Origin of the sequence: Dyadobacter alkalitolerans DSM 23607 (assembly GCF_000428845.1) — a bacterium.
In the GTDB taxonomy this organism is placed as follows: domain Bacteria; phylum Bacteroidota; class Bacteroidia; order Cytophagales; family Spirosomataceae; genus Dyadobacter; species Dyadobacter alkalitolerans.
Genome location: NZ_AUAS01000004.1, coordinates 52,686 through 77,204 on the forward strand (window position 1 = coordinate 52,686; position 24,519 = coordinate 77,204).

Sequence of the window (24,519 nt, forward strand, 5' to 3'; positions counted from 1 at the left end):
CGCACAAGTTTAGGGTTATTTCTGCCGTTCGGCAGTCAGGGTGTAGCGGATTTTGCAATCGGTGCGCTCCACTTCCCGCGTCCCTTCCATTTTGCCTTCTTTAAGTTCCAGCATGATACGCATCACCGACTCGGAGCCGGGCTGACCATTGGTCGCTTCAAGCCGGGTTTGCATGAAAGAACCGTTGTAGATCCTGGACAGTTCGTTTCCGGTGAATGTATTTACAACGATCCCCCTGTTCTGATAGGCGATTTCCCAGGTTTCTGTTTTCGAATCCCCAATGGCCGATCCGCTGCAATTCGTTTCCGTACAGCGCATTTTGACGATCCATTTGCCCGTAACAGGTTGCGCCTGTAACGAGTCCGTGACTGCGGTGGAATCTTCCAGCTGCTTTTTCTTTTTTTCCTGCAACTCCTTTTCCAGCAACGTCAGTCGCTGTTCCCATTGCATTAATGTCTGCTCTTTTTCTGCGACCTGCTGTTCCCTTTTGGTCAGCTGCGCTTCCTTTTCTTTATATCCGCAGCCCTGCAATGCAGCAGCGAAAAACAGAAAAAATAATATCCATCTCATCATGCACGTCCTATTTTAAAGCATGTAAGGTGGGTAATTAAAGTCAGGATTTCAAACTGTTCAGACCAAAATCACCGATTTATTGACAGGTTCCCCGCCTTTGCCGAGTGCTTCAATGCTACCGAGCGTGACCTGGGCAATTTCCGAAAGAGCCTCATCCGTGAAAAAACCCTGGTGCGCAGTTACCAAAACATTGGGAAAGCTCATCAGGCGCTGAATAGTGTCATCCTCGATAATGCTTTCTGACAAATCTTTGAAAAACAACCTTTCCTCCTGCTCGTAAACGTCAATGCCAAAGTGCGCAACATGCTTGCTTTTCAGTGCATCGATCACATCCGGCGTATTGATTAACCCACCGCGGCTGGTGTTGATCAGCATAACACCTTGCTTCATTTGCTGCAATGTCCGGGCATTGATCAGGTGATGCGTATGCTCGTTGAGCGGGCAATGTAGTGAAATGATGTCCGAATTGCTCAGTACAGTGTCAAGATCCTGGTAATCAATCCCCTGTGCTTGCAAATCTGCGTTGATAATAATGTCGTAGGCGATCACTCTGCATCCGAAGCCCTTCATGATTTTGCAAAATGCGGCCCCGATCTTGCCCGTTCCGATTACACCGACTGTCTTACCATACAAATTAAAACCCATCAGGCCATTCAGGGAAAAATTCTGCTCCCTTACCCGGTTATAGGCTTTATGCGTTTTGCGGTTAAGCGTAAGCAGCATGGCTACCGTATGTTCAGCAACCGCCTGAGGTGAATATTCAGGCACCCGGCAAACCCGTAGGCCTTTGTCTCGCGCCGCTTCCAGGTCAATATTATTAAAGCCCGCGCAGCGGAGCGCGATAATCTTAACGCCTTTTGCTGCCAGAGCTGCTATGACATCTGCATTCACCTTATCGTTTACAAATACACAAACGGCTGTTTGCCCCTGAACTGCTTCTACAATGTGAGGGCCAAGATGGGTTTCCAGATATTCCAGCCCAAATCCATAGCGCTCGTTGTACAGATCGAAAAAGGTGCGGTCGTAGGGTTTTGCGGAAAAGAATAAGATTTTCATAAATGCGGTGATTGGTTAAAGGGAAATTCTGCAAGCTCCCCCGCAAGGAACGGCTTTCCAATGACATTTATCATTTAAGGCGGCAATCCGCATCAACTTTTCTTCGGGAATGCTCGCCTAGTTTTGGCCTATTATTATCCAACTGCGCAAACCATGCACCATACATTTCATATTCCGGTCTTAGGCCTCGGATATTCTGTTGATACCCCAATAAAAGTCGCCCATTTCGGTATTTCGTCGGTTATGTCCATCGTCGATGATGTGATGATCGAGCGAATGAGAAAGCACCATACCATAGCCAGCGGCGAGGATTTTGTTCCGATCCATCCCGGCGAGCACGATTTCCGGGCCCGTCGCATTACGGCTTATCTAAACCTGGTTCATCGCATCGTTGACAAAAACTTTAAAGACCTTAAAATGCAGTCTTTTGAAGACGGGGCCGCACTGAACAAATATTTCCAGCTTTTACCCGAGCATTCAGCGCTTAAAAAACAATATGTGGAAATGTGCCAGACCCCTTCCGCGCAGGAAAAGCAGCTTTTGCAAGCAACATTGAAATCGCAGCTTACCAAGGGCGCTATCGACGTAAACATTATGTCGAAGGTGGATAAGCTTAACAAGGATGTTTATGGAGAAAACCTGGCAGATGAGTTTTCAGACGCTTCGGCGGCGTTGCGCGGATTTGCCCAAAGCACATTATCCTCGTCGCTGGTACTTTCGGCTGGTATGAATCCGCGGCTTTATAATTATCTGGAAGACTTTGCTGATTTTTATCCCGATCAAAACGGACATTTGAAAAAGCATATCATATTAAAAGTGAGCGACTTCCGGTCTGCATTTATTCAGGCTAAATATCTGGCAAAAAAAGGGATCTGGGTTTCGGAGTTCAGGATCGAATCGGGCCTTAATTGCGGCGGCCACGCTTTTGCAACGGATGGATTTTTGCTAGGGCCAATTTTGGAAGAGTTTAAAACAAAAAAGGATGAGATGCTTTCAGAGCTGTTTGCATTGTACCAGGCTGCGTTGATAACCAAAAGCATTGATATTGCTAAAATCCCCGCATTGCGCATCACGGTTCAGGGCGGCATAGGCACTGCTCAGGAAGATGAATTTTTATTGAAACATTATCAAGTCGATGCAACAGGGTGGGGAAGCCCATTCCTGCTCGTGCCCGAGGTTACCAATGTAGACGAGCACACGCTGCAAGAACTGACCCAGGCCAACGAAAGTGACTACTATGTTTCCAATTCATCCCCGCTGGGCGTTTTATTCAATAATTTCAAAAGGAGCAGCGCCGAAAAGCAACGTTTGGAAAGAATCGCAAAAGGAAGACCTGGAAGTCCATGCAAGAAAAAATATCTGGTCTCCAACACAGAATTCACCGCAGAACCGATCTGCACAGCTTCCCGCCAATATCAGAATCTGAAAATTAGACAGATTCAATCCCTGGATTTAACCGCGACTGAACGCGAGGAACAAATCAATTCCGTTACAGAAAAACTTTGCCTCTGCGAAGGCCTGAGCACCTCTACATTGATCAAACATAAGCTGCTGACAACAAAAGAAAATCACGCCGTTTCCATTTGCCCGGGACCGAATCTTGCCTGGTTTTCAAAAGTTTACAAGCTCAAAGAAATGGTCGATCACATCTATGGGAGGGTTGATCTTCTGGCCGACGTGCCCCGCCCAAACATGTTTATCAATGAAATCGCCTTATATGTAGCGCATTATCAAAAGGATATGGCATCAAATGCACCGCAGGTGGACACTAAAAAGCAAAAATATCTCGAAAAGTTCAGAGCCCAGTTGCTGCAAGGAATCGACTATTACAAAACATTAGTCCCGCAGTTCGCCCATGAAACGGAGTCGTATAGGGAAGTAATGTTGCAGCAATTGCAAGCATTCGAGCAAAAACTGCGCGAAGTGAAAAATGCCTGCATAACCAATCCCGCAGGGATAAAACATTGGTAGAAAAAACGACCGGCACTGAATAAGAATCCCGGAGGGATGCAATATTGGTAGAAACACGACCGGCACCAAATAAGAATCCCGGAGGGAAGTAACGAAATGCATGCTGTTACATCCCTCCGGGATTTGCCGTTGCTTGCGGTGATGTCTTTGCTACCGATATTTCATCCCTCCGGGATTGTTGTGCTGCTAATTTCGCATTCTTACTAGCTTTTCATACTCGAAAACGGTGATCAGGCTTCCTTTCATGTCGATCAGGCGTTCTTCTTTGAAATCGGAAAGCGTGCGGATTACGGTTTCGGTGGCCGTGCCGACCATGGATGCGATGTCTTCACGCGTGATGGACATGGAGAATGGCTTGGCTTTATCCTCCTGATAGCGCTGTACCAATGTTACCAGTGCCTGCGCTACTCTTTTTCTGACAGAGTTGTACGCTAAATGCAGCAGGCGCTCCTCCCGGTCCTTGATTTCGTTGGAAAGCATACGGATGAATTTGGAGGACACTTCGCGGTTTCCCTGCAACAGATTGAAAAAATCATCTTTTGGGATCATGGAAACCTCCGCTTCTTCCAATGCAATGGCACTTTCCTGGTAAGGCTCGCCTTGCAAGAGGTCGATGTAGCCAAAAAAATCGCCTTCCTTATATAGTTCTGTAATGTATTCCTTTCCGCTTCCGTTTGATTTATAGGCTTTTACTTTTCCTTTTTGTAAGAAAAATACATTGGAAGGAAAGCTCCCTTCGGTGTAAACGGTTTCTTTTTTACGTAATGTTTTTACTTTCTTGTCTTCTGCCAGCTTGGCAATCAGATCAAAGGATTTGGCTTCCTCAATAAACTGGTCCAAACCCTTTGCCGAGCGCTCGAATTGCCTTTTTAACCTTTCGCTTTTTTTAAGCCGCATTTCCACAATGTTAAGCAGCTCCACGTCGTCATAGGGCTTTGTCAGGTAATCGTCAGCGCCCATGGTCATGCCTTTGCGGTAATCTTCCTTCTCTGCTTTTGCAGTTAGGAAAATGAACGGAATGTTGGCCGTGTGCTCGTCCTTGCTCAACAAATGCAGGACGCCGTAACCATCCAGCTCGGGCATCATAATGTCACAAATGATCAGGTCGGGATTGAATTCGTTGGTGAGGCGGACGCCTTCCTTGCCATGCGAGGCGGTCATCACTTTATAGCTGGCCAGTTCCAGGATTTCAGCCGTATTTTCCCGCATCTCAGGGTTGTCCTCTATCAGCAGTATTTTTTTAGGTTCCACAGTCAGGTGTTGGGTTGGTGCTTAATCAATTTTGGCCTGTGCAGGCACTACATTGGGCAGTTTTACAAAGAATGTTGTCCCTTTTCCGGCTTCACTTGAAAAAGTAACCTGCCCGCCCATCAAACTCACATAATTATTGACAATGTTCAGGCCCAGGCCGGTTCCCTGTGTTGCCCCTGCATTATGCGCACGGAAAAACCGGTCGAAAATGTTGGGCTGGTCCTTTACAGGAATGCCAATTCCCTCATCGTGTACTTCAATATCGACCTGAACGTCGTTTGCATTGATTTTTAGTAAAATATTTTTACCGGGATCGGAATATTTGATGCCATTTGAAAGCAGGTTGAAAAGGATGTTGCGCAGCAACTGCTTGTCGAGCCAAACCTCCGTATTGCCATTATATTCAAACCGGATCTGTTGTCTTTCCTTGCAAAGGCCGTAGATCTCGTCGATCAGGTTTTTGCAATAGGCATCCAGGTCTACCTGAACGGGAATGCTGTGTACGCGGCCTTCTTCCAGCTTGCCGATGGACAGAAAATCGTTCAGGATCTCGGTCAGGTTGGTTACAGCCGATTTGATCCTTCGAACATGCTTTTGACGTTTTTCTTCTTCCTCTGTGGTGCTGTAACGTCCTATCAGTGAGGCGGATGACAGAATAGTGGCCAGCGGCGTCCGGAATTCGTGAGATGCAATGGTGACGAACTGGCTTTTCATATTATTAAGCTCCTTTTCCTTTTTCAGGGCCCGTATCACCTCTTCTTGTGATTCCTCCACTTTTTTTACGGCTTCCGCCAGTTCTCTCGTGCGTTGTTCCACCCTTTCTTCCAGCTCTGCATTCAGTTTTTGTATTTCAAGATTGGCCTCCCTGATGCGGTTTTCCTGCTTTTTTCGCTCTGTTATATCGATTACAAAACTCACCACGAACTCTCCGTCACTTGTTTGAAAGGGGCTAAGGCTCACTTCTACGGGAAACTCACTGCCGTCGGATCTTCTGGCAAACAAGTCCATCAAATGTCCCATCCCGCGCGCGCGCGGCGCTTCCAGATAATGGTCGCGGTAATGCACATGGTTGGCGGCATATCTCTGCGGGATCAGCGCTTCTATTTTTTTACCGATCAGATCAGGGTCCGTATAGCCGAAAAGTTCTTTGGCTTTGGGGTTGAGCATTACAATTGCACCTGATTTGTCCACTACTACAATCCCCTCTGTGGCATGCTTAAAGAGGGCATCTAGCATTTCAATATGCCGTGTCATCACTTTCGTATGAATTAATATATCACTATCAAACATCAGAAAGGTACACTACAATGGTGAAAGGGACAAGATTTTAACTGGATCAGACGGTTTGGCTGAATAACTGCGCCTCGGGCTGGGATTCCCATAAACGCGCATCGAAAGCCATACAGATGTTACGGATAAACGGCTTTCCTTTCTCGGTAACATGGAGGCTGAATGGCTGTAATTCAACAAGTTCATCAAATTCCATTTCGTCCAGGCGCTCAATGGACTGGAACACTTCTTCGCAATATTCATTGGTTTTGGACCATGAGGTTTCAAACTGTGTCATTAACCTTAAAATATGCCGGCGCAAGATGAGATCTTCACGTGTAAGCTCGTGACCGCGGGCTATGGGGAGCATGTCTGCCGCAATGCGCTGGTAATAATCTTCCACCTTTTTTTCGTTCTGTACATAACCCGTCCAACTGTCGCTGATAGCAGATGCGCCGAGTCCGATCAGCAGTTGGGTATGGGTGTCGGTGTAGCCCATGAAGTTGCGGTGCAGGCGCTGTTCCTGCTGTGCTTTGTAGAGCGTATCGCCCGGCAATGCAAAATGGTCCATGCCAATGTCCTGGTAACCAGCCAGCTCCAACGCACCTCTGCCCGTTTCATAGATGGCCATTTTTTTATCGGCATCAGGCAGGTCTTTTTCTGTGAAATTTCTTTGTCCGGGTTTAATCCAGGGGACGTGTGCGTAGCTGTAAAAGGCAATGCGGTCGGGTTTGAGCTGGATCACGCGCTGCATGGTTTCCATCATGTAACACGCTTTTTGGAATGGTAAGCCATATACAATGTCATAATTCACGGATGTGTAGCCGATCCCCCTGGCCTTTAACGTCAGGTGCTTTACCTGCTCATAAGTCTGCACGCGGTTGATAATGGCCAGTACGATCGGGTTGAAATCCTGAACGCCAATGCTGATCCGCCGGAAACCCACTTCAAAAAGTGTTTGCAGGTGCTCGTCGGTCGTATTACCAGGGTGCGCTTCAAAACCAAATTGCGCCTGGGGATGGACAATAGAGTCTTTTAACAAACCCAGAATAAGCATTTTCAGGTTTTCGGGACCAAAAAAAGTGGGTGTTCCGCCGCCCAGGTGAATTTCCCGGATTACAGGTTTGGTTTCGCCGAAACCCGCTATGTACATCTGCCACTCTTTGAGTACAGCCCGAATGTATTTCAACTCAACGAGATGATTGACGGTAATGCGTGTATTGCAGCCGCAGTAAGTGCACAAACTTTCGCAGAACGGCAGGTGAACGTAAAGGCTTATGCCTTCTTTCTGGTTAGAAACTTTAAAAGCATTCATGACCAGTTCCTTCCATTTTTGCTGGGTAGGAGGCGTTTTCTGCCAGTATGGAACGGTTGGATAGCTCGTGTAACGTGGTCCGGGTGTATTGTATTTAAATAGCAGGTCCTTATCCATGGTAATCGTATTTTGATTGGTTACTATGAATCAAAACTAGGCTTATGGCGCCCCGAAAAACATGACTTTAATCAGGATTAAAACTAACCTTTGTTTGATCCGAGGCCGTGCATCATTATTTGCCGTGACATTCCGTGATGGGGTTGGCCGTTGGATGGGGTGCGTGGGGATATTCAAATAGGGTGCTCCGGTAAAGGAGCCACATTCCGGCAATGGCTATAAAAACGGGTGTTCCCTGACGAAATCTGCTCCGGACGGCGGGCGTTACCCAATTTTTAAAGAATCCGACCGCCATCATCGCCGGCCATGTTCCCATACCGAAAACAAACATGAAAATGCTCGCGGCGCTGCTGCTTCCTGTTGCTAATGAGCTCATTAATGCCAGATATACCAGCCCGCATGGAAGCAGCCCGTTCAGCGAGCCGAGCAAAAACCACCCGTGCAGCTTGCGGCTGTGCAGCAATACAGCCATTCGTTTTTTAATGAAATTAACAGGCTTGCGCAAAAATCCTGGTGCGATCAGCAATCCAGCAAATGCTTTTGGCCAAAAAACGTAAGCCAGCATAAAAAGCCCGGCCAGCACAGAAACGTATTTAAGATAGCCCATCAATGCCAGCGCATTGCCAAAAATGCCGGTTGCGGCCCCCAGCAGGGCATAGGAGCAAGCCCTGCCGAAATTATAGACAAACAAACCTGAAGTGCGCTGCCAGGCGTTGCCTTTTTGCACGGGAAGCGCCAGCGCAATAGGCCCGCACATGCCCATGCAATGGAAACTGCTGAGCAGTCCCATCGTCAGGGCCAGATAGGGGAGGGCATTGTTCAATGTTTTGTTATTGGTGACTGATCACTATTACATCCTCAGTCCAGTATGACTGTTCTTTATTTTTCCAATCGATTTGCAGGTGATAGGTGCCTTCGGGAATGTTGCCGACAGGAATGATCTGCGCATGCTCGTGCGGAGTGATCTTGAATTTCCGGTCATTTTTATCATTTGACGGGCAATATAACTTGATCTCACCCGTCAAATCGGCTTGCTGGACATTACCGGGAAAAACAATGCTGATATGCTTGCTGGTTACTTCCCATTTCACGGGCTCGGTAAGCGCTGCGGAACGTTCTTTCTTGTCGATCTTATCCTGAAAACCGACTTCTTCTTCGTAATAATGCTCCGTTACCAGATCGATTTTCTGGCCGATGCTCATACTGACCAGCAACAATATCATGGCTACAAAGCCCAGATACAGCGCTGTTATGCCGACTCCCCAGTTGATTTTCATGATCGTTATTTTAATTAATTTTCTGGTGCTATGAATGTTGTTTCAAACGCTTCAAGCTTCTCATTGCCTTGATATACAGACAGGTTTAAAGGTGTCTTACGCTTTTTTAACTCCTTTGCCGGAATAATGATAAATACGGTGCCTTCCACCATTCCGGCGGGTTCCAGCGACAGATAAGGTGCCGCAGCACCTTGTGCTCCGGTCCCGGGTGTTCCGGCGGATGCCCCGGCGAAAATAAGCTTGCCCTGAATGCCTTCCAGCCTGATCTCCGGTGCAATAGCATGGTTGGTCTTATTGAAGATCTTGAAAGTATAAAGGTTTGTAATGGTCTTATCCTTGTTTTCAATGTACTGGCTGCCCGGCGCGCGCAGCAGCATGGTTTGCGTATCCGTTCTCGACACCACCATAAATCCCAGCACCGACCATAGTAGAACCAGCATCACCATTGCACCTACGACACGCGGCGTAATGAGTTTATTGGTTTTCTTGACAATTGCATTTTCGGAAGTGTAGCGGATCAGTCCTTTTTCAAATCCTACTTTTTCCATAATGTTATCGCAGGCATCAATGCAGGCCGTGCAGTTCACGCATTCCATTTGCAGGCCGTTTCTGATGTCGATACCTGTCGGGCATACGGCAACACATTGATGGCAATTAACGCAATCGCCTTCGGTGCGTTCCTGGTTTTTATGGATTTTTCCGCGAGGCTCGCCCCGCTCGTAATCATAGGCAACATTAATGGTGTTATGGTCCATTAACACGCCTTGCAAGCGGCCGTAGGGGCACACCACAGTGCATGCCTGGTCGCGCAGCCATGCAAAATTGAAGTAGAAAATGGCTGTGAAAGCAATGATCCCGCCAAAAAGCGGCATATGGTCTGCAATGGGTTCACGGATAATTTTAGAAAGCTCGTCCACGCCCAGCACATACGACAGCAACAGGTTGGCAATCAGGAAGGACACGATCATAAAGGCCATGTATTTAGCCGTTTTTTTCAGGATCTTGTCTGTGTTCCAGGGTGCTTTGTTGAGCAGTTTCTGCTTGGTTGCATTGCCTTCAATGGCATACTCGATCTTGCGGAAAACCATTTCCATAAACACCGTTTGCGGACATGCCCAGCCACACCATAACCGTCCGAAAACGGTTGTAAAAAGCACAATGAAAACCATAAACGACAGCATTGTAAGGCCGAAAAGCCAATAATCCTGCGGGCCTATGAAGATGCCGAAAATGATGAATTTGCGTTCCAGCACATTGAAAAGCAGCAAAGGCTGGCGGTTGAATTTGATAAATGGTGTCGCAAATAAAAGGCTCAGTATCAGCACGGTGAACCAAACCCTTCGTGTATGCCATTTGCCGGTTGGTTTTTGCGGGTAAAACCAATTTCGTTTTCCATCCTCATTTACCGCATTGAAATGGTCGCGGAATGATTCGTCGGAATCGTTGATGACGTGCTGGGTCGTATTCATGTTCGTAGTGTGAAAGTTGACTTAACTTAGTTTTCTGCGACCTGATCGCTGCTTACGAGCTCACCCTGAGGCTCTTTCGGGCTGGCAGGTTTGGTGCCTTGCAAAGAATGTACATAGCTGGCCACTTTTTGAATGTCGGTAGGCGAGAGCTGTTTTTCCCAGGAGATCATCCCTTTTTCAGGAACGCCGTATTTGATGACTTTGAAAAGGTTTTTGATTCCCGCGCCATGCAGCCAATACGCATCTGTCAGGTTGGGGCCCACACTTCCTCCGCCGTCCGCTCCGTGGCAAGCGGTGCATTTTTCCTGGAAAATCGCTTTTCCCTGTCCGATTGCCGCTTCTTCGCCGATCAGCGTCACCGTATTTTCATCCATGGATGCGCCTACTTTTGCCATATAAGCCTTTTTGTCAATTTCTGCTTGTGCCACCTCTTTTTCGAGTTCGGCAAGCTGGTAATCGCCTATGCCGCTGAAATAATAAGCGCCGTAACCAATCCCGATAACAACAGTGGCCAGGAAAAGCGATTGCAGCCACGGCGGCATGCGGTTGTCGAGCTCCTGGATGCCGTCATAATCATGACCCTGGATGATCAGCTGATGTTCCTGGCTGGGCAGAATGCTCATGCCCGCAAATTTTTTCCACCAGGAAATAACCGGAGCATCCTGGGTTTCCGCCTTGGCTGGCGCCGAGATTTTACGAAGTAATGTTACGGTTTTAACCAATGCGATTACAACCATTAACCCCGCAAAAAACAGGATAGCCAGCAAAACGAGCAGGATAAGCTCGTTGCCGCTGATCGCACGGATGGGTTCTGCCGTTTCCTGCGCAAAGGCCGAGCCGCTCATTACGAAAAAGAAAAGTACGGACAACAACCCTTTTTTGATCACACCATCATTCAATGGCATACTTTCCATTTTTTGCAGCGATTTTTTATCAATCCCAATCACAAAAACGATCAGCGACACGAAGAAGACAAAAAATATAATAAGCGAGATCAGCGGGTAAATGCCTATGCCGGCAATGGTTTCAAGATATGTTCGTAATTTCATAATTCAATCATTTTTTAATATCAGTTCCTAATCTTTGCAGGTAAGCAATGAGTGCAATGATCTCCTTATCCTCATTAGCCTTGATGCCGCTTTGTTTTAGCCGGGCCTGGATTTCTTTGGCTTGTTTGCTCAACTCGGCGTTGGCCATTTTATCATAACCTTCTTCATAAGGCACGCCCAATGTTTGCATAGCCCGGATCTTGGCAGCTGTTGTGCTCGTATCCAGATCGTCTTCCAGCAGCCAGCCATATCTTGGCATAATGGAGCCGGGCGACATTGTGGTGGGATCTTCCATGTGGTTGTAGTGCCATGAATCAGGATATTTTCCGCCTATTCGGTGCAAGTCGGGACCGGTGCGTTTTGAGCCCCATTGGTGAGGGTAATCGTAAACAAATTCACCGGATTTGGAATACTCGCCATAACGTTCGATCTCGGAACGGAACGGACGAATCATCTGCGTGTGGCATACGTAACAGCCTTCGCGGACATAAATATCGCGTCCCTGCAATTCCAGCGGCGTGTAAGGTTTCACTGATGCAATGGTAGGCACATTAGACTTGATCATAAAGGTCGGGATCATTTCGATCATCCCGCCAATGGCTACGGCGATCAGCGCGAAAACAGTCAGCGCCAGCGGTTTGCGTTCAAACAACCTGCGGTGCCAGTATTCACTTTTCTCAGCATGCCAGATCGCGCTCAAAGGCATTGCTTTTGCCGTTTCGGTGGCGATGAGCTTGCCTTTCAGCGCCGTCATCCACAAGTTATAAATCATCACAATGAAGCCGACAATGTAAAGCGTGCCGCCTACGCTGCGCAGAAAATACAGAGGTTTGAGCTGTGTTACGGTTTCCAGGAAGTTGGGGTATTTCAAAAGTCCTTCCTGCGTGAATTCCTTCCACATAGAACTTTGCACCCAGCCAGCCCAGTACATGGGAATGGTGTAAAACAAGATGCCGAGCGTTCCGATCCAGAAGTGGAAGTTGGCAGCCTTCTGAGAATATAACGGACGTCCGTATATGCGTGGGAATAGCCAGTACAAAATCCCGAAGGTCAGAAAGCCATTCCAGCCCAGCGCGCCCACGTGAACGTGTGCCACGATCCAGTCGGTGTAATGCGCGATTGCATTTACGTTTTTGAAAGAAAGCATCGGGCCTTCGAATGTGGCCATACCATAAGCGGTGATGGCTACAACCATAAATTTCAAAACCACATCTTCACGCACTTTGTCCCAGGCGCCGCGCAGGGTCATTAACCCGTTGATCATACCGCCCCAGGAAGGCGCAAGGAGCATGACCGAAAACACGGTTCCCAGCGTTTGTGCCCATTCGGGTAGGGAAGTGTAAAGCAAGTGGTGCGGCCCTGCCCAGATATAAAGAAATATCAGCGCCCAGAAATGGACGATCGAAAGCCGGTAGGAATAGATAGGACGGTTAGCCGCTTTGGGAAGAAAATAATACATCAGTCCCAGATAAGGAGTCGTAAGAAAGAACGCCACGGCATTATGTCCATACCACCATTGTACGAGTGCATCCTGCACACCTGCGTACACTGAATAGCTTTTGAATAAAGAAATCGGCAGCGCCATACTGTTGACCAAGTGCAGCATAGCAACGGTCACAAATGAAGCAATGTAAAACCAGATCGCAGCGTAAATGTGCTCCGTACGGCGCTTAATGGTGGTCATTACCAGATTAATGAGCGCTGCAACCCAAACCACGGCAATGGCAATGTCAAGCGGCCATTCCAGCTCTGCGTATTCTTTGGAGCTGGTAAGGCCCATAGGCAATGTGACGGCGGCGGCCAGAATGATGAACTGCCAGGCCCAGAAATGCATCCGGCTCAGCAACGGGCTCCACATCGGCGTCCGCAAAACACGTGGTGCCGAATAATATAGTCCCGTAAAAAAACCGTTGCCGACAAATGCAAAAATGACCGCATTGGTATGCAGCGGCCGGATGCGGCTGAAAGTAAGATACGGCAGATCCATATTCAGATCAGGAAAAACCAGCTGTAGTGCAGCCAGCAGCCCGACGAGCATACCGATAAGACCGAAAAGTATTGTTGCAATCGCGAAATCCCGCACAATGCGGTTATCGTATTGGAACTCATCCAGTTCAACGGTTGCCAGAGCAGGATGGGGAACGTTTGACATAACTCAGGTAAAATTTAGTGAATATCTTTGGTGTTGTTTTTGGATGCATCGCTGCTGGTATCATCGAAAAGGATGCGGACCGAAGGCGTATAGTCATCATCGTAATGCCCTTTTCGCACCGACCAGATGAAGGCACCTAAGAATCCCAGGGCGATGGAAAGGCTGGCGATAATCATGACGAACATTGCACTCATTTTGAAGGAATCTTTTACTGTTTGTAAGTCCAAAACTACCGGATCGCCCCGAGCAGAAAGATGATGACAGCATGGTTCACAACTGACCTTCGTCAGTTTTTCAGAATACGTTTGGCAGCCAGGTTGCTGGCGATGGTGGTGAAGCCGACAATTGAAATCAAACTGACGGGCATCAGAATGGCGGCAAGCACAGGCGAGAGTTGCCCGCCTATGGCAAAGAAAAGTCCTCCGATATTGTATATCAGTGATATACCAAAGCTGGCCTTAATGATGTGCTGGCCGCGGCGCGCCAGATTGATGAAAGCGGGCAGGCGCGAAAGCTGTTTGCCGTCAATGATCATGTCGCAGGATGGTGTGAAATTGTTAATGTCATCGGAAACGGCTACGCCCACATTACTTTGCTGCAAAGCGCCGGCATCATTCAGCCCGTCGCCCACCATGAGCACATTCTGATACATTTTTTGCTGCAATGCTGCGATGAATGCCAGCTTGTCTTCGGGTTTTTGTTTGAAGTACAAATGGGCAGGATTTCCGAAAATATGCGCCAGGTAATCCTGATCCGTGGGCTTGTCGCCCGAGAGCAGATATGTGTTAAAGCCGTGATCATGCAGCTTATCAATGGTTTGAGACAGATTCTCCCGGTATTTTATTTTAACCAAAAAATAACCCTTGCAAACGCCATCAATGCTGACATACACCCTGGAAAAGCGATGGTCATTTTCGATCATTTGCTCTCCGACCCACGCCGCCGAACCCAGCTTAATGGTGTGGTGTCCGAATGATCCTTTAATGCCTGAGCCGCTGGCCTCTATATAATGTAAGAGCTTTTGCGTTTCTGTATGAACACTAGCCAGACTTTTCACGACCAACCTGCTCAGCGGATGGGAGGATTGCATGGCTATTTTTTTCACCATAGCCATTTGCTGGCCGCTTATCTGCGTGCCGATAAATGTCACTTCCGCATCATCAGAGCGGGTTATGGTGCCTGTTTTATCAAATACGACGGTGTCGATCTTCGAGAGGCGTTCGATGGCATCCGCATTTTTGGGATAGCACTGGTTTTTACCCAAAAGCGCCATCAGGTTACCGTTTGTAAAGGTGGACGAGAATAGCAGTCCGCAGGGGCATGCTACCAAAAGGCACGTGGTAAATGCACGGAAGGCCGTTTCAGGGTTTTTGAATATAAAATACCAGGCCGCAAAAGTCAGCGTGGCAATGATGAGCACAATCACAGAAAAATACCGGTTGATCCGGGCGGCCAGCATTTGGTTCTGGTCCTCTTTCTGTTTGGTAAAACTCTCATTGTTCCAAAGCTGCGTAAGGTAGCTTTGCGAAACTTTTCGCATGATTGCGAGCTCAATAGCAGGTCCGGTTTGCTTGCCGCCTGCGTAAATCGTATCGCCTTTTTTCCGCCTCACCGGCTCGGCTTCACCGGATACAAAACTGTAATCGATCAGCGCCTCGGGGCTTAACAGAACGGAATCGGCCGGGATAAGCTCGGCATTTCTGACGAGTATAATGTTTCCTGCATTCAGGTCTGTGACAGGGGTCCTGATCTCAGCTTTGCCGGTCAATACGGAAACTGCAACAGGGAAATAGGATCTGTAATCGCGATCAAAGGAAATGCCAGCGTAGGTTTTGTCTTGAAAAAAGCGGCCGGTAAGCATAAAAAAGACTGCGCCGGTGAGGGAATCAAAATAGCCCGGGCCGGTGCCTGATACGATCTGGTAAAGGCTCAGACTGAAAATAGAAACCAGCGCAATAACGATCGGGGCATCAATGTTCAGGTATTTTCCTTTAAGAGCTGCCCAGGCCGATTTGAAAAAATCACTGCCGCAATAAAGCAGCACTGGAATGGCCAAAGCCAGGTTCAGCCAGCCAAATGTAGCCCGGAGGCTTTCATCAAATGCATCTTTGCCTAAATGAAAATATTCGGGAAAGCTGAGCATCATTACATTGCCAAAGCAAAAGCCGGCAACGCCGATCTTATAGAGCCTTTTGCGGTTCCACTTCTTAACCTGCTCACCTGCAATGTCGTTCAGGCTAATATAAGGCTCATAGCCAATGCTCGATATCAATGTTGCCAGCTCGCTAAGCTTTACATTCTCGGCTTCAAAGGTAATCCTGACTTTCTTTTCAGGGAAATTTACGACCGAGCTTCGGATACCCGGATTGAATTTATAAAGCTGTTCCAGCAGCCAGATACAAGAGCTGCAATGCATTTTTGGAATGTACCAGCTTACCTGCGAAAGGTGGCCGTCGGTAAATTCCAGCATTTTGGCATGGACATCGGGCAGGTCCAGATAGTCGAATTTTCCTTTGAAAAAGGATTTGTCGGGTGAAATTCCGGCCGAGCCGTCGATGTTATAATAATCGCACAGTTCGGTGACTTTTAAAAGGTCGTAGACATGATAGCACCCCTCGCAGCAAAACGAATGCTGATCGGCGTTGATCGTTTCTTCACGGCAGGTTTCGCCGCAATGGTAACAGGTGTTTTCGGTCGTTTTTGCTGCCGCCGGTCCGATTGTAATGGTTTCTTGCTCCATGCTATTGACTTCTTAATGCTTCTTCAAAATTGGAGAAAGATTATGTCGGTAAATTTGACGGAGGTTGGCGGGGAAAATGACTTTGGTCAGGTTTTTAAAAAATTAGCAAGCCCTATTTTTCCAAATTTGTACGGCTGGCATTATATTGGTAGGTCACAGCACCAATCGACTTGAACTTTGTAATTATGGGATCAACAAGTTACGCCTACGATCTGCCAGGAACCGTTTCGGCTGTTTTTTTTACCAAACAGCATGCTGAAAGTGCGTACCAGGCCTTGCTCCGACTAGGGCACACCGAAGATGACATTTCTATACTGATGTCTGATGAGACATTGAACAAGCATGCCAATCCTACGAATGAGAAGGCGGGTTATGGTGCCGACGAGCAGATTGCGCTGGAAGATGAGGAGTCCAAGGCGGGAGCGAAACATTTGCTTGCAGATGCGATTATTTCAATTACTTCTATGATCTCTCTGCCGGAGCTGGGCATTTCCATTTCCCGGAGGCTGATCGGAAAAGTGGCAGAGAAACCGGAAACCAAAACCATAAGCGGAGTGATCGCAACGCATATCCCCGAAGAACATTGCGATACTTACGAAACGGGCGTCAGGGAAGGCGGAATTATCATCAGTGTGGATCCCAAAAACCGGGCAGAAAGGGACGCCATTGTCAGGGAATTCCGAAACAATGACGGCCATGATATTCTGGGCGACGATGGCTATACGGAGCTGGATTAAGCTTTAAAAACAGTCTGTATGGGTAGTAAGGCCAAGGCGCTGCCAATAACATTCGGTAGCTTCTATTATTTATTTTTGACTTCTTTGGGATCGCTTTTATCGCCCGCCTTGACAAATTCTGCTGCGGTGGCCTCATTGAAACCGTTCATGACCAAAAGATCAGGAAATTTCGTTGCAACCTGGCTTACGGCGCTGTCTGTCACCGCTGATTGCCACACATAAATCGAGCGAAGTGCTTTCATGCCCGCAACTGCTTTCAATCCTGCATCTCCCACTTTGGTGTCAACAACATTGATATAGCCCAGATAGGGAAGGGGTTTCAACAATGCGATGCCCTTATCTGTTATGGCGGTGTGTTCTACATGCAGCTTGCTGAGGTTGGGGAACTTCGCGATTTGCTCGAATGCAGCGTCGGTTATGGCCGTTCCGCCCAGTTTGAGCCAGGTAATTTGCTGCGCAACGGGTTTTAAGAGCTCCATTTGCTTATCATTGAAACCGGGCAGATTCACTGCACTGATTTCTAAAAGGTTTTGATCCTGAGATAATGTGTTGACTATAAGCCCTGTTTTTCTTAAATCTTCAATAACCCGCTCATCCGCCTTTGGCACTTTCAGGCTAAGCACGCCGGGTTCGGCGACCTTGTCGGAGCCAGCTGGAGCGCCCTTTGTTAGCGAAGCCAGTGCAGGTTTAACGGCTTCTGACACCGTCAATTGCGAGATTTTTTTATCAGCCGGAGCGCCCTGATCGATCCACCACGAAAGCAGCACGATCTGGTCCGTTGTTAATTGCGGCTTGCCTTTTGGCGGCATATGCTCGTCATCATTTTCGGGCAAAAGGCATCTTTTGATCATATCGCTTTCCGCACTTTTTCCGGCAATGAATGCAGGGCCATTTTCTCCGCCTTTTGCCAGTAACGCCAGTTGGTCCATGCGCAGGTCGCCTTTGCTTTTACTGGCGCTGTGGCATTGGGTGCATTTGGTTTGCAGGATAGGCTGCACAATGTCGGCATAAACTACGGCCTGCTGCACATCCGCAATGGGCTTAATATCAGTTGGTTTTGCTTTGAAAGGTGGCATGCCGGCCAGGCTGCGGAAAGGTTCGGGTGTGTACTGCGTTAAGTAACCCTCGCCATGCGTAAGCGAGCCGCCGTCATGGCCGGCGCTTAATGTAAGCGCGGTGGCGACCAGGATGGCGGGAAGGTAAATCAGCTTACCTGCCGGCAAGGCCTTTTGCATTTTATCAGATTTGACAAGCCAGGCTGCCCAAGCGAAAACGGCTACGCCAATTCCCTTCCACATGTGATTATCAAGCAGGTTGACATCATATCCACCGCTTGATGAGAGCAGATAACCGGCCCCGCAGGCAAATGTTGCGCTGATGGCAGACCATAGCAGAATAAAAACAACGACGTTCTCGCTGACAGCAATTTTCCCCCAACGCCTTCCCAGTTCGAGCAATGCTGCTATCAATAAAAAGCCAATAGGGAAATGCACGATAGCCGGGTGAAACCTGCCAATGAATGTTGCCCAGGATGAGTCCTGCAATAGAATAGAATACATGTTTAAGGGTTTAGTACTAGGCAATAATTTCTTTTACAACCTTTCCTTCAGTGTCGGTAAGCCGGAAATTGCGTCCTTGGAAAGGGTAGGTGAATTTTTCGTGGTCAAAGCCCATTAAATGGAGTATAGTTGCCTGTAAATCATGCACATGTGTTCTGCCTTTGGTGCCATAGTAACCCAGTTCGTCGGTTTCCCCGTGTGAAAAGCCTTGTTTAACGCCGCCTCCGGCCATCCACATCGTGAATGCATCCAGATGGTGGTCACGGCCCATGAATGGCATTACCAATCCGTTACGGTTCTCCTGCATGGGCGTCCTTCCAAATTCTGCACCCCAGATCACGAGCGTTTCTTCCAGTAACCCGCGCATTTTCAAGTCCTTGATCAATGCTGCAACGGGCTGATCAGATTCGCGGCATTTCTGACGAAGCCCGCCTTCCACATTATGGTCTTTGGATGTACCATGGCCGTCCCAGCCCCAGTCAAAAAGCTGCACAAAACGCACGTCGTTTTCAACCAGTTTGCGCGCCAGCAGGCAGTTCATCGCAAATGTGCCTTCCCCCGGCTTGACGCCGTACATATCCAGGATAAATTGCGGCTCCTTGGAAACATCCATCACCTCTGGAACGGACATTTGCATGCGGAAAGCCATTTCGTACTGACTGATGCGCGTCAGGATTTCGGGATCTTTTACGTCCTCATAAGTTTGTTTATTGATCTCGTTAATGGCTTCAATGGTCTGCTTGCGCATATCGCGGTTCATGCCTGTGGGATCGCTCACATACAAAACCGGATCGCCGCCCGTACGGCACTGCACGCCCTGGTAAACCGAAGGCAAGAACCCGCTGCCGAAAACGCTTTTGCCTGCATCGGGCTGCTGTCCGCCGGAAGCAAGCACGATAAATCCCGGTAGATTCTGATTTTCAGAGCCCAGTCCATAAACCGACCAGGCGCCCAGACTAGGCCTGCCCAGCCGCGGGCTTCCCGTATGCATAAGCAATTGTGCAGGCGCGTGGTTGAACTGATCCGTATGCATGGCTTTCAGAAATGTGATCTCATCCGCAACCGTTTGCAGGTAAGGCACATAATCCGACATCCACGCACCGGATTGCCCGTATTGGGCGAAATGTCCCTGAGGTCCCAGCATTTTGGGCACGCCTTGTATAAATGCGAATTTTTTGCCTTCCAAAAATTCCGCCGGGCAGTCCTTGCCGTGATATTTCAGCAGTTCAGGCTTGTAATCAAACAGTTCTAGCTGCGACGGGGCGCCAGCCATGTGAATGTAAATGACGCGCTTAGCTTTTGGCGCAAACTGCGGAATACGCGATTTAGCAATCTCACCGCCCGCATTGTCGGCAGCCGTCGAAGGTCCGCAGGAATCCAGCATTGTCCCGAGTCCCAGGGCACCCAGCCCAAACCCAACAGACTGCAAAAAGTGCCGCCGCGTCTGATGAAGCAATGCTGTATGTTGGAGTTCTTTTCGTAGGTTTTGCATGTTTTCGATCTTTGGTAATCCCCGGGATGAATCCCGGGGTAAAATATCTGGCGCCCCTGACGGGGGCTTCTTTTGCTTGTTGACCTTTTTAACCAGGGATGAATCCCGGGTCTGGAATATCGTTCGCCCCTGACGGGGCTTTTGCTGCTTAACTATCTTCTTCCAGCCAATGCCTCGTTATCTAAAAAAGAGCCATCGGCTCGAATATTCCCTTGCCCAGGGTTTCAACCCTGGGCTTTGATGAAAAGTGCTTAGCTGACTTGTTCCAGCCAATGCCTCGTTATATCAAAAAGAGCCATCGGCTCGAACATTCCCTTGCCCAGGGTTTCAACCCTGCGCTTAGATGAAAAAAGATTAGCTGACTTGTTCCAGCCAATGCCTCGTTATATCAAAAAGAGCCATCGGCTCGAACATTCCCTTGCTCAGGGTTTCAACCCTGCGCTTAGAAGAAAAGCTATTCCTTTGTAAGGACATTATCAAGATTCAGCATGACATTGGCTGAGATGGTGAGCGCGGCCAGTTCGGGGGTGCGCTCTTTTCCGTAGGCCAGGATGCTGTCTGCTTCTACTGGTTTTTTCTTGTAGGCGTCCAAGGCCTGTTTGTACACTTTTACGAGCACATTCAGGTTTTTTTGTTCAATGTTGTGGAATGTGAGCATGCGGTAACCTTCTTTTAATTGCTGTTCAGGCGTTTTCCCACGCTGCTGCATCCGGGTTGCCAGCTTTTCGGCTGCTTCCAGATAAACCGGATCATTCAATGTAACCAGTGCCTGCAAAGGTGTATTGGTCAAAATCCTCCTCGACTGACAGAATTCCCGGCTCGGCGCATCGAATGTGACCATCGAAGGGTAGGGGGCCGTCCGCTTCCAATAGGTGTATACTCCCCGGCGGTAACGGTCTTCTCCTTCACTCAACACCCACTTTTCACCACTGTAAGGCGATTGCCAGATCTTATCCGGCTGAGGTGGCATGACGCCCGGCCCATACATTTTATCAGAAATCAAACCGCTGCATGCCAGCGCCTGGTCGCGAACCTGCTCAGCGCTTAGCCTTACGCGCGGGCCTCGCGATATCCAGATGTTATAGGGGTCTTTTTCAAGTTTGTTCTCATCCGTTTTGGAGCTCTGGCGGTAAGTGGACGACATTACGATCGTTGTTAGCATCTTTTTAATGCTCCATTTGTCTTCCTCCATAAACTTGACAGCCAGCCAATCCAGCAGCTTGGGATGTGTGGGCTCCGCTCCCTGGGAACCGAAATCTTCGACTGTTTCCACAATTCCTTTTCCAAATAACTGCTCCCAAAACCGGTTTACAATTACGCGGGATGTGAGCGCATTGTCACGGCTTACGATCCATTTGGCCAGGCCTACACGGTCTTTTGGTGCGTTTTTGGGCATAGGAGCCAGGAGCTTGGGTACGTCAGGTTTTACTTCTGCGCCTTTTACCATCCAGTTCCCTCGCACAAAGACATTTGTTTTTCGTGCAAAATCACCCTTTCCTTCCCAGATTACAGGCATACTCTCGGTTTGGCGGGTCAACACGGTGGCATAGTCGGCTACAATGTTGTTGTATTCAGGTTTGTCCGAGCCGGGTAGGGCTTTCTGAAACGACATCCAGGTGATGCGCACCCATTCGTCGGGATTCACAGGGCTTTTCAGGGATAAGTAAATGTCATGCTTACCCGCCGTTTTTTTCAGCGGTGCAATGATCACCGAGTCTCTGGCAGGCACCTTGATCTGAGAGATTACGGGTCCGTCCAGTTTGTCCAGATGCAGGGAAAGAACGGCGTTCTGGGCTTTGGTTGACACGTTCATAACCACATTGTCGGCCTCGGAAAGGTCCACCTGGGCAATCCTTGCATTCCCATTGTTTTTTACACCATAATAAGAAATCAGCAGGACCGTGGACTGGTCACCTTTCACGAAATTATGTGCATTGATTTTAGGCTCCATCACTTTCATAAACTGCGTAACCTGAGGCAGCTGCTCCGGTTTATTTTGCCTGATCCAGCTTTTGACACGCTCTACGCGGACAGAATCTTCACCCTTATAAAAACGCATCTTAGGCCATTCGTCCCACACATCTTCGTCGCGCGTGTTGTTGAAAAACGCCATGTACTTGTAATAATCCTCATGGGGAATGGGATCGTATGGGTGGCTGTGACATTGTATACAGGCAAATGTGGTTCCCTGCCAAACCTCCCAGGTTGTGTTCACGCGGTCGATCTGGGCGGCGGTCCGGAACTCTTCATCGTCGGTGCCGCCTTCGTTGTTCGTCATAGTGTTGCGGTGATAGCCCGTAGCGATCATGTTCTCTTCCAGCGGGAAGCCGTCTTTGTCTTTTTGTAACAGATCACCCGCCAGCTGCTCAATGGTAAACTGGTCAAATGGCTTGTCCTCATTAAAAGATTTGACCACATAATCGCGGTAACGCCACATGGTCCTGCCGCCATCACTTTCATAGCCTTTTGTATCCGCATAACGCGCCAGATCCATCCACATAGACGTCCAGCGCTCTCCATATGCGGGTGATTTGAGCAGTCGATCGACCACTTTCTCGTAGGCGTTTTCAGATTTATCATTGATAAAATCAGCGACTTGCTTCTCGGTAGGCGGAAGCCCGGTTAAGTCCAGACTGACACGGCGGATCAATGTTGCCCGGTCGGCTTCGGCAGACACATGGAGTCCCTTATCCTTTAATTTATCCAGAACAAAATGGTCAATTTCGTTCTTAGCCCACTTTTTCTCTTCATTATCAACCAAGCCAAACAGGTTACTGAAACCATTCAGCGAAGGCACATCGGGTTTTTCAATTTTTTTATAAGACCAATGTGTTTCCCACTTGGCACCCTGGTTGATCCATTTTTTCAGAATATCGATTTCTTCTTCCTTTAATGGCGTGCCATTTTTCGGCATTTTTTCATCAGGATCATCGCTTAATATGCGGCGTATCATTTCACTGGCGTCCGCGTCGCCGCGCACCACGGGAATTTTGCCTGATTTGCCCGGTTCAAGCATTTCGTGTTCAAACAGGAAGCTTACATCGCCTGCTTTTTTCACGCCCCCGTGACAGCCCATGCAATGTTTATTCAAAATAGGCTTCACCTCGGCGTTGTAATCCACCGAGGAAGGGCCTAGCGAGCCTGAAAGCCAGAAAAAGGAAGATACGGCAATGATGAGAATCCCCGCGCCGATAAATATTCTGTTACTCAGCATCCTTCAATCTTTTTGTTGAAAAAATCACACGCCTTTGACTACTGCCAGGTCGCATTCTGCTTCACATTCAGGTTCCTCAGCAACTCTTTCACCTTCCGAGGTAAAACATAGTCTTTTGCCTTAGCTACCCGGTCAACATTGTATTTTTGGACAAAATGTTTTATTTCTTTACTAAGATAATCAATTGGACCGCCGAATTTACTCTTCCGGCGGAGTTCCGGATACATAACTTGCTCAAAAACAAATCCCTGGATGCGTTCGTGTATGATCGCATTGCGCAAGTTATGATGTAAGATATCTTTATGAGGGCAGCTTTGGTAAAGTCTGGATGTTAGTGAGTTGGTAAACAACCTCAGTTTTCATCCGCTTCTAAGATCTGTTTGAGCTTCAAAACATTGTCAATTCCCAACTTTTGGAAAATAGCGCTTTTGAATGTGCTGATGGTGGAGATATGCAGTCCGGTTTTCTCGGCTATGAAGCTGGTGCAAAGGCCCTGGATCAGATATCGGGCAATTTCGTTTTGCCGGGGCGTGAGCAGGTCGCGCTTTTTGGAGGTTTTATAATTGTCTAGCAAATAGCCGAAAACGAGTTTAACTTTATCATCAATGAATCATCCTGAAAAAATCAAATTTGCTGCGCTTGATAAAAGCCTGTTCTTTCCGACCCTGAAAAAACGGGTTGACCAATATTTTGAGCAAAACCACAAGTCGCGTTATGCTAATAAAACGATGGTTATCAAAACTGTTGTGCTGCTGTCGGGTTACATCCTTCCTTTTATTGCACTTATTGCATTCAACCCGCCAGTTTGGGTCGCGATGCTGCTATGGCTTGTCATGGGCATTTCCGGAATCGGCATGAGTGTCATGCATGGTGCGAACCATGGCGCTTTTTCCAAGAACCCAGCAATTAACAAGTGGATGGGTTACACCATTGATCTTGCAGGAGCGGGCGTGCTGAACTGGAAATTGCAACATAATATTCTGCACCATACATACACCTATGTTCCTAATGTAGACGAAACAACAGTTAATTTCTCACCGAGGAACAAGCTGCTGAGCTGGTATATCGGCGGGCTGAACTTTCAGATTTAACACCATTTGTTTCCGAAAGTTTGCCATGTGCATTATCCAAAACTTGCACCCATCGTCAAACAAACGGCCAGCGAATTTGGACTTACCTATCTGGAAAATGAGTCCTTTTTTACAGCCGTGAGCTCACACATTGAAAGCCTGAAGCGCTTCGGCGCGCCTAAGTTTGATGAGGCGATCGTTTAAAGAT

At 48.1% G+C, this 24,519-nt stretch carries 21 protein-coding genes; 4 read left to right on the plus strand and 17 right to left on the minus strand.

Going from position 1 to position 24,519, the window contains the following annotated elements:
- Window positions 1–15 precede the first annotated feature (15 nt).
- The gene (locus G395_RS0108695) at window positions 16–573 is read right to left on the minus strand and encodes a hypothetical protein (protein ID WP_026629696.1); all 558 of its coding nucleotides are present in this window, start codon (window positions 571–573) and stop codon (window positions 16–18) included.
- 57 nt (window positions 574–630) lie between these two features.
- Window positions 631–1,629, minus strand: a complete 999-nt coding sequence (locus tag G395_RS0108700) for a 2-hydroxyacid dehydrogenase (protein WP_026629697.1) — start codon at window positions 1,627–1,629, stop codon at window positions 631–633.
- A 153-nt stretch (window positions 1,630–1,782) separates the two neighbouring features.
- Here G395_RS0108700 and G395_RS28960 point away from each other — a divergent pair, with 153 nt between their 5' ends.
- Complete coding sequence (locus G395_RS28960; protein ID WP_051350115.1) at window positions 1,783–3,600, plus strand: hypothetical protein; 1,818 nt, start codon at window positions 1,783–1,785, stop codon at window positions 3,598–3,600.
- Between the two features lie 186 nt (window positions 3,601–3,786).
- On the opposite strand, the gene G395_RS0108710 is transcribed toward G395_RS28960, so the two are convergent.
- The 10 genes from G395_RS0108710 to G395_RS0108755 all read right to left on the minus strand — a co-directional run bounded on the left by G395_RS0108710 (window position 3,787) and on the right by G395_RS0108755 (window position 16,239).
- The gene (locus G395_RS0108710) at window positions 3,787–4,851 is read right to left on the minus strand and encodes a response regulator (protein WP_026629698.1); all 1,065 of its coding nucleotides are present in this window, start codon (window positions 4,849–4,851) and stop codon (window positions 3,787–3,789) included.
- 21 nt (window positions 4,852–4,872) lie between these two features.
- A complete protein-coding gene (locus G395_RS0108715; protein ID WP_229204084.1) occupies window positions 4,873–6,105 on the minus strand; it encodes a PAS domain-containing sensor histidine kinase in 1,233 nt (410 codons plus the stop codon).
- A gap of 82 nt (window positions 6,106–6,187) precedes the next feature.
- Window positions 6,188–7,552 carry an oxygen-independent coproporphyrinogen III oxidase gene (gene hemN, locus G395_RS0108720; RefSeq protein WP_026629700.1) on the minus strand — a complete coding sequence of 455 codons (1,365 nt, stop codon included), beginning with the start codon at window positions 7,550–7,552 and terminating at the stop codon, window positions 6,188–6,190.
- 115 nt (window positions 7,553–7,667) lie between these two features.
- Complete coding sequence (locus G395_RS0108725) at window positions 7,668–8,375, minus strand: sulfite exporter TauE/SafE family protein (RefSeq protein ID WP_157486625.1); 708 nt, start codon at window positions 8,373–8,375, stop codon at window positions 7,668–7,670.
- Window positions 8,376–8,382: 7 nt separating this feature from the next.
- Window positions 8,383–8,829, minus strand: a complete 447-nt coding sequence (locus G395_RS0108730; RefSeq protein WP_026629702.1) for a FixH family protein — start codon at window positions 8,827–8,829, stop codon at window positions 8,383–8,385.
- Window positions 8,830–8,843: 14 nt separating this feature from the next.
- On the minus strand, window positions 8,844–10,298 hold the full coding sequence (gene ccoG / locus G395_RS0108735; protein WP_026629703.1) for a cytochrome c oxidase accessory protein CcoG: 1,455 nt from the start codon (window positions 10,296–10,298) through the stop codon (window positions 8,844–8,846).
- Between the two features lie 26 nt (window positions 10,299–10,324).
- Window positions 10,325–11,347 carry a c-type cytochrome gene (locus G395_RS0108740; protein WP_026629704.1) on the minus strand — a complete coding sequence of 341 codons (1,023 nt, stop codon included), beginning with the start codon at window positions 11,345–11,347 and terminating at the stop codon, window positions 10,325–10,327.
- A 7-nt stretch (window positions 11,348–11,354) separates the two neighbouring features.
- The gene (ccoN, locus tag G395_RS0108745; protein WP_026629705.1) at window positions 11,355–13,499 is read right to left on the minus strand and encodes a cytochrome-c oxidase, cbb3-type subunit I; all 2,145 of its coding nucleotides are present in this window, start codon (window positions 13,497–13,499) and stop codon (window positions 11,355–11,357) included.
- A gap of 14 nt (window positions 13,500–13,513) precedes the next feature.
- Window positions 13,514–13,693, minus strand: a complete 180-nt coding sequence (ccoS, locus tag G395_RS0108750) for a cbb3-type cytochrome oxidase assembly protein CcoS (RefSeq protein WP_026629706.1) — start codon at window positions 13,691–13,693, stop codon at window positions 13,514–13,516.
- A 92-nt stretch (window positions 13,694–13,785) separates the two neighbouring features.
- Window positions 13,786–16,239: a heavy metal translocating P-type ATPase gene (locus G395_RS0108755; RefSeq protein ID WP_026629707.1), complete on the minus strand. Its 2,454-nt coding sequence runs from the start codon at window positions 16,237–16,239 to the stop codon at window positions 13,786–13,788.
- Window positions 16,240–16,424: 185 nt separating this feature from the next.
- Between G395_RS0108755 and G395_RS0108765 the strand changes: the two genes are divergently transcribed.
- Window positions 16,425–16,976, plus strand: a complete 552-nt coding sequence (locus G395_RS0108765) for a hypothetical protein (protein WP_026629708.1) — start codon at window positions 16,425–16,427, stop codon at window positions 16,974–16,976.
- A gap of 65 nt (window positions 16,977–17,041) precedes the next feature.
- Here G395_RS0108765 and G395_RS0108770 read toward each other — a convergent pair whose 3' ends face one another.
- The 5 genes from G395_RS0108770 to G395_RS0108790 all read right to left on the minus strand — a co-directional run bounded on the left by G395_RS0108770 (window position 17,042) and on the right by G395_RS0108790 (window position 23,815).
- A complete protein-coding gene (locus tag G395_RS0108770; protein ID WP_026629709.1) occupies window positions 17,042–18,535 on the minus strand; it encodes a c-type cytochrome domain-containing protein in 1,494 nt (497 codons plus the stop codon).
- A 16-nt stretch (window positions 18,536–18,551) separates the two neighbouring features.
- Window positions 18,552–20,027: a DUF1501 domain-containing protein gene (locus G395_RS0108775; RefSeq protein WP_026629710.1), complete on the minus strand. Its 1,476-nt coding sequence runs from the start codon at window positions 20,025–20,027 to the stop codon at window positions 18,552–18,554.
- Between the two features lie 454 nt (window positions 20,028–20,481).
- Window positions 20,482–23,241, minus strand: coding sequence for a DUF1553 domain-containing protein (locus G395_RS0108780; protein WP_026629711.1), 2,760 nt, complete (start codon window positions 23,239–23,241; stop codon window positions 20,482–20,484).
- 38 nt (window positions 23,242–23,279) lie between these two features.
- A complete protein-coding gene (locus G395_RS0108785; RefSeq protein WP_229204085.1) occupies window positions 23,280–23,522 on the minus strand; it encodes a RagB/SusD family nutrient uptake outer membrane protein in 243 nt (80 codons plus the stop codon).
- Window positions 23,523–23,593: 71 nt separating this feature from the next.
- Window positions 23,594–23,815 (minus strand): response regulator transcription factor, encoded by a 222-nt coding sequence (locus G395_RS0108790; RefSeq protein ID WP_026629713.1) that lies wholly within the window; start codon window positions 23,813–23,815, stop codon window positions 23,594–23,596.
- Between the two features lie 31 nt (window positions 23,816–23,846).
- Here G395_RS0108790 and G395_RS0108795 point away from each other — a divergent pair, with 31 nt between their 5' ends.
- Window positions 23,847–24,332 (plus strand): fatty acid desaturase family protein, encoded by a 486-nt coding sequence (locus tag G395_RS0108795; protein WP_026629714.1) that lies wholly within the window; start codon window positions 23,847–23,849, stop codon window positions 24,330–24,332.
- 27 nt (window positions 24,333–24,359) lie between these two features.
- A complete protein-coding gene (locus tag G395_RS32980; RefSeq protein ID WP_310588851.1) occupies window positions 24,360–24,515 on the plus strand; it encodes a hypothetical protein in 156 nt (51 codons plus the stop codon).
- The last annotated feature ends 4 nt before the right edge of the window (window positions 24,516–24,519 follow it).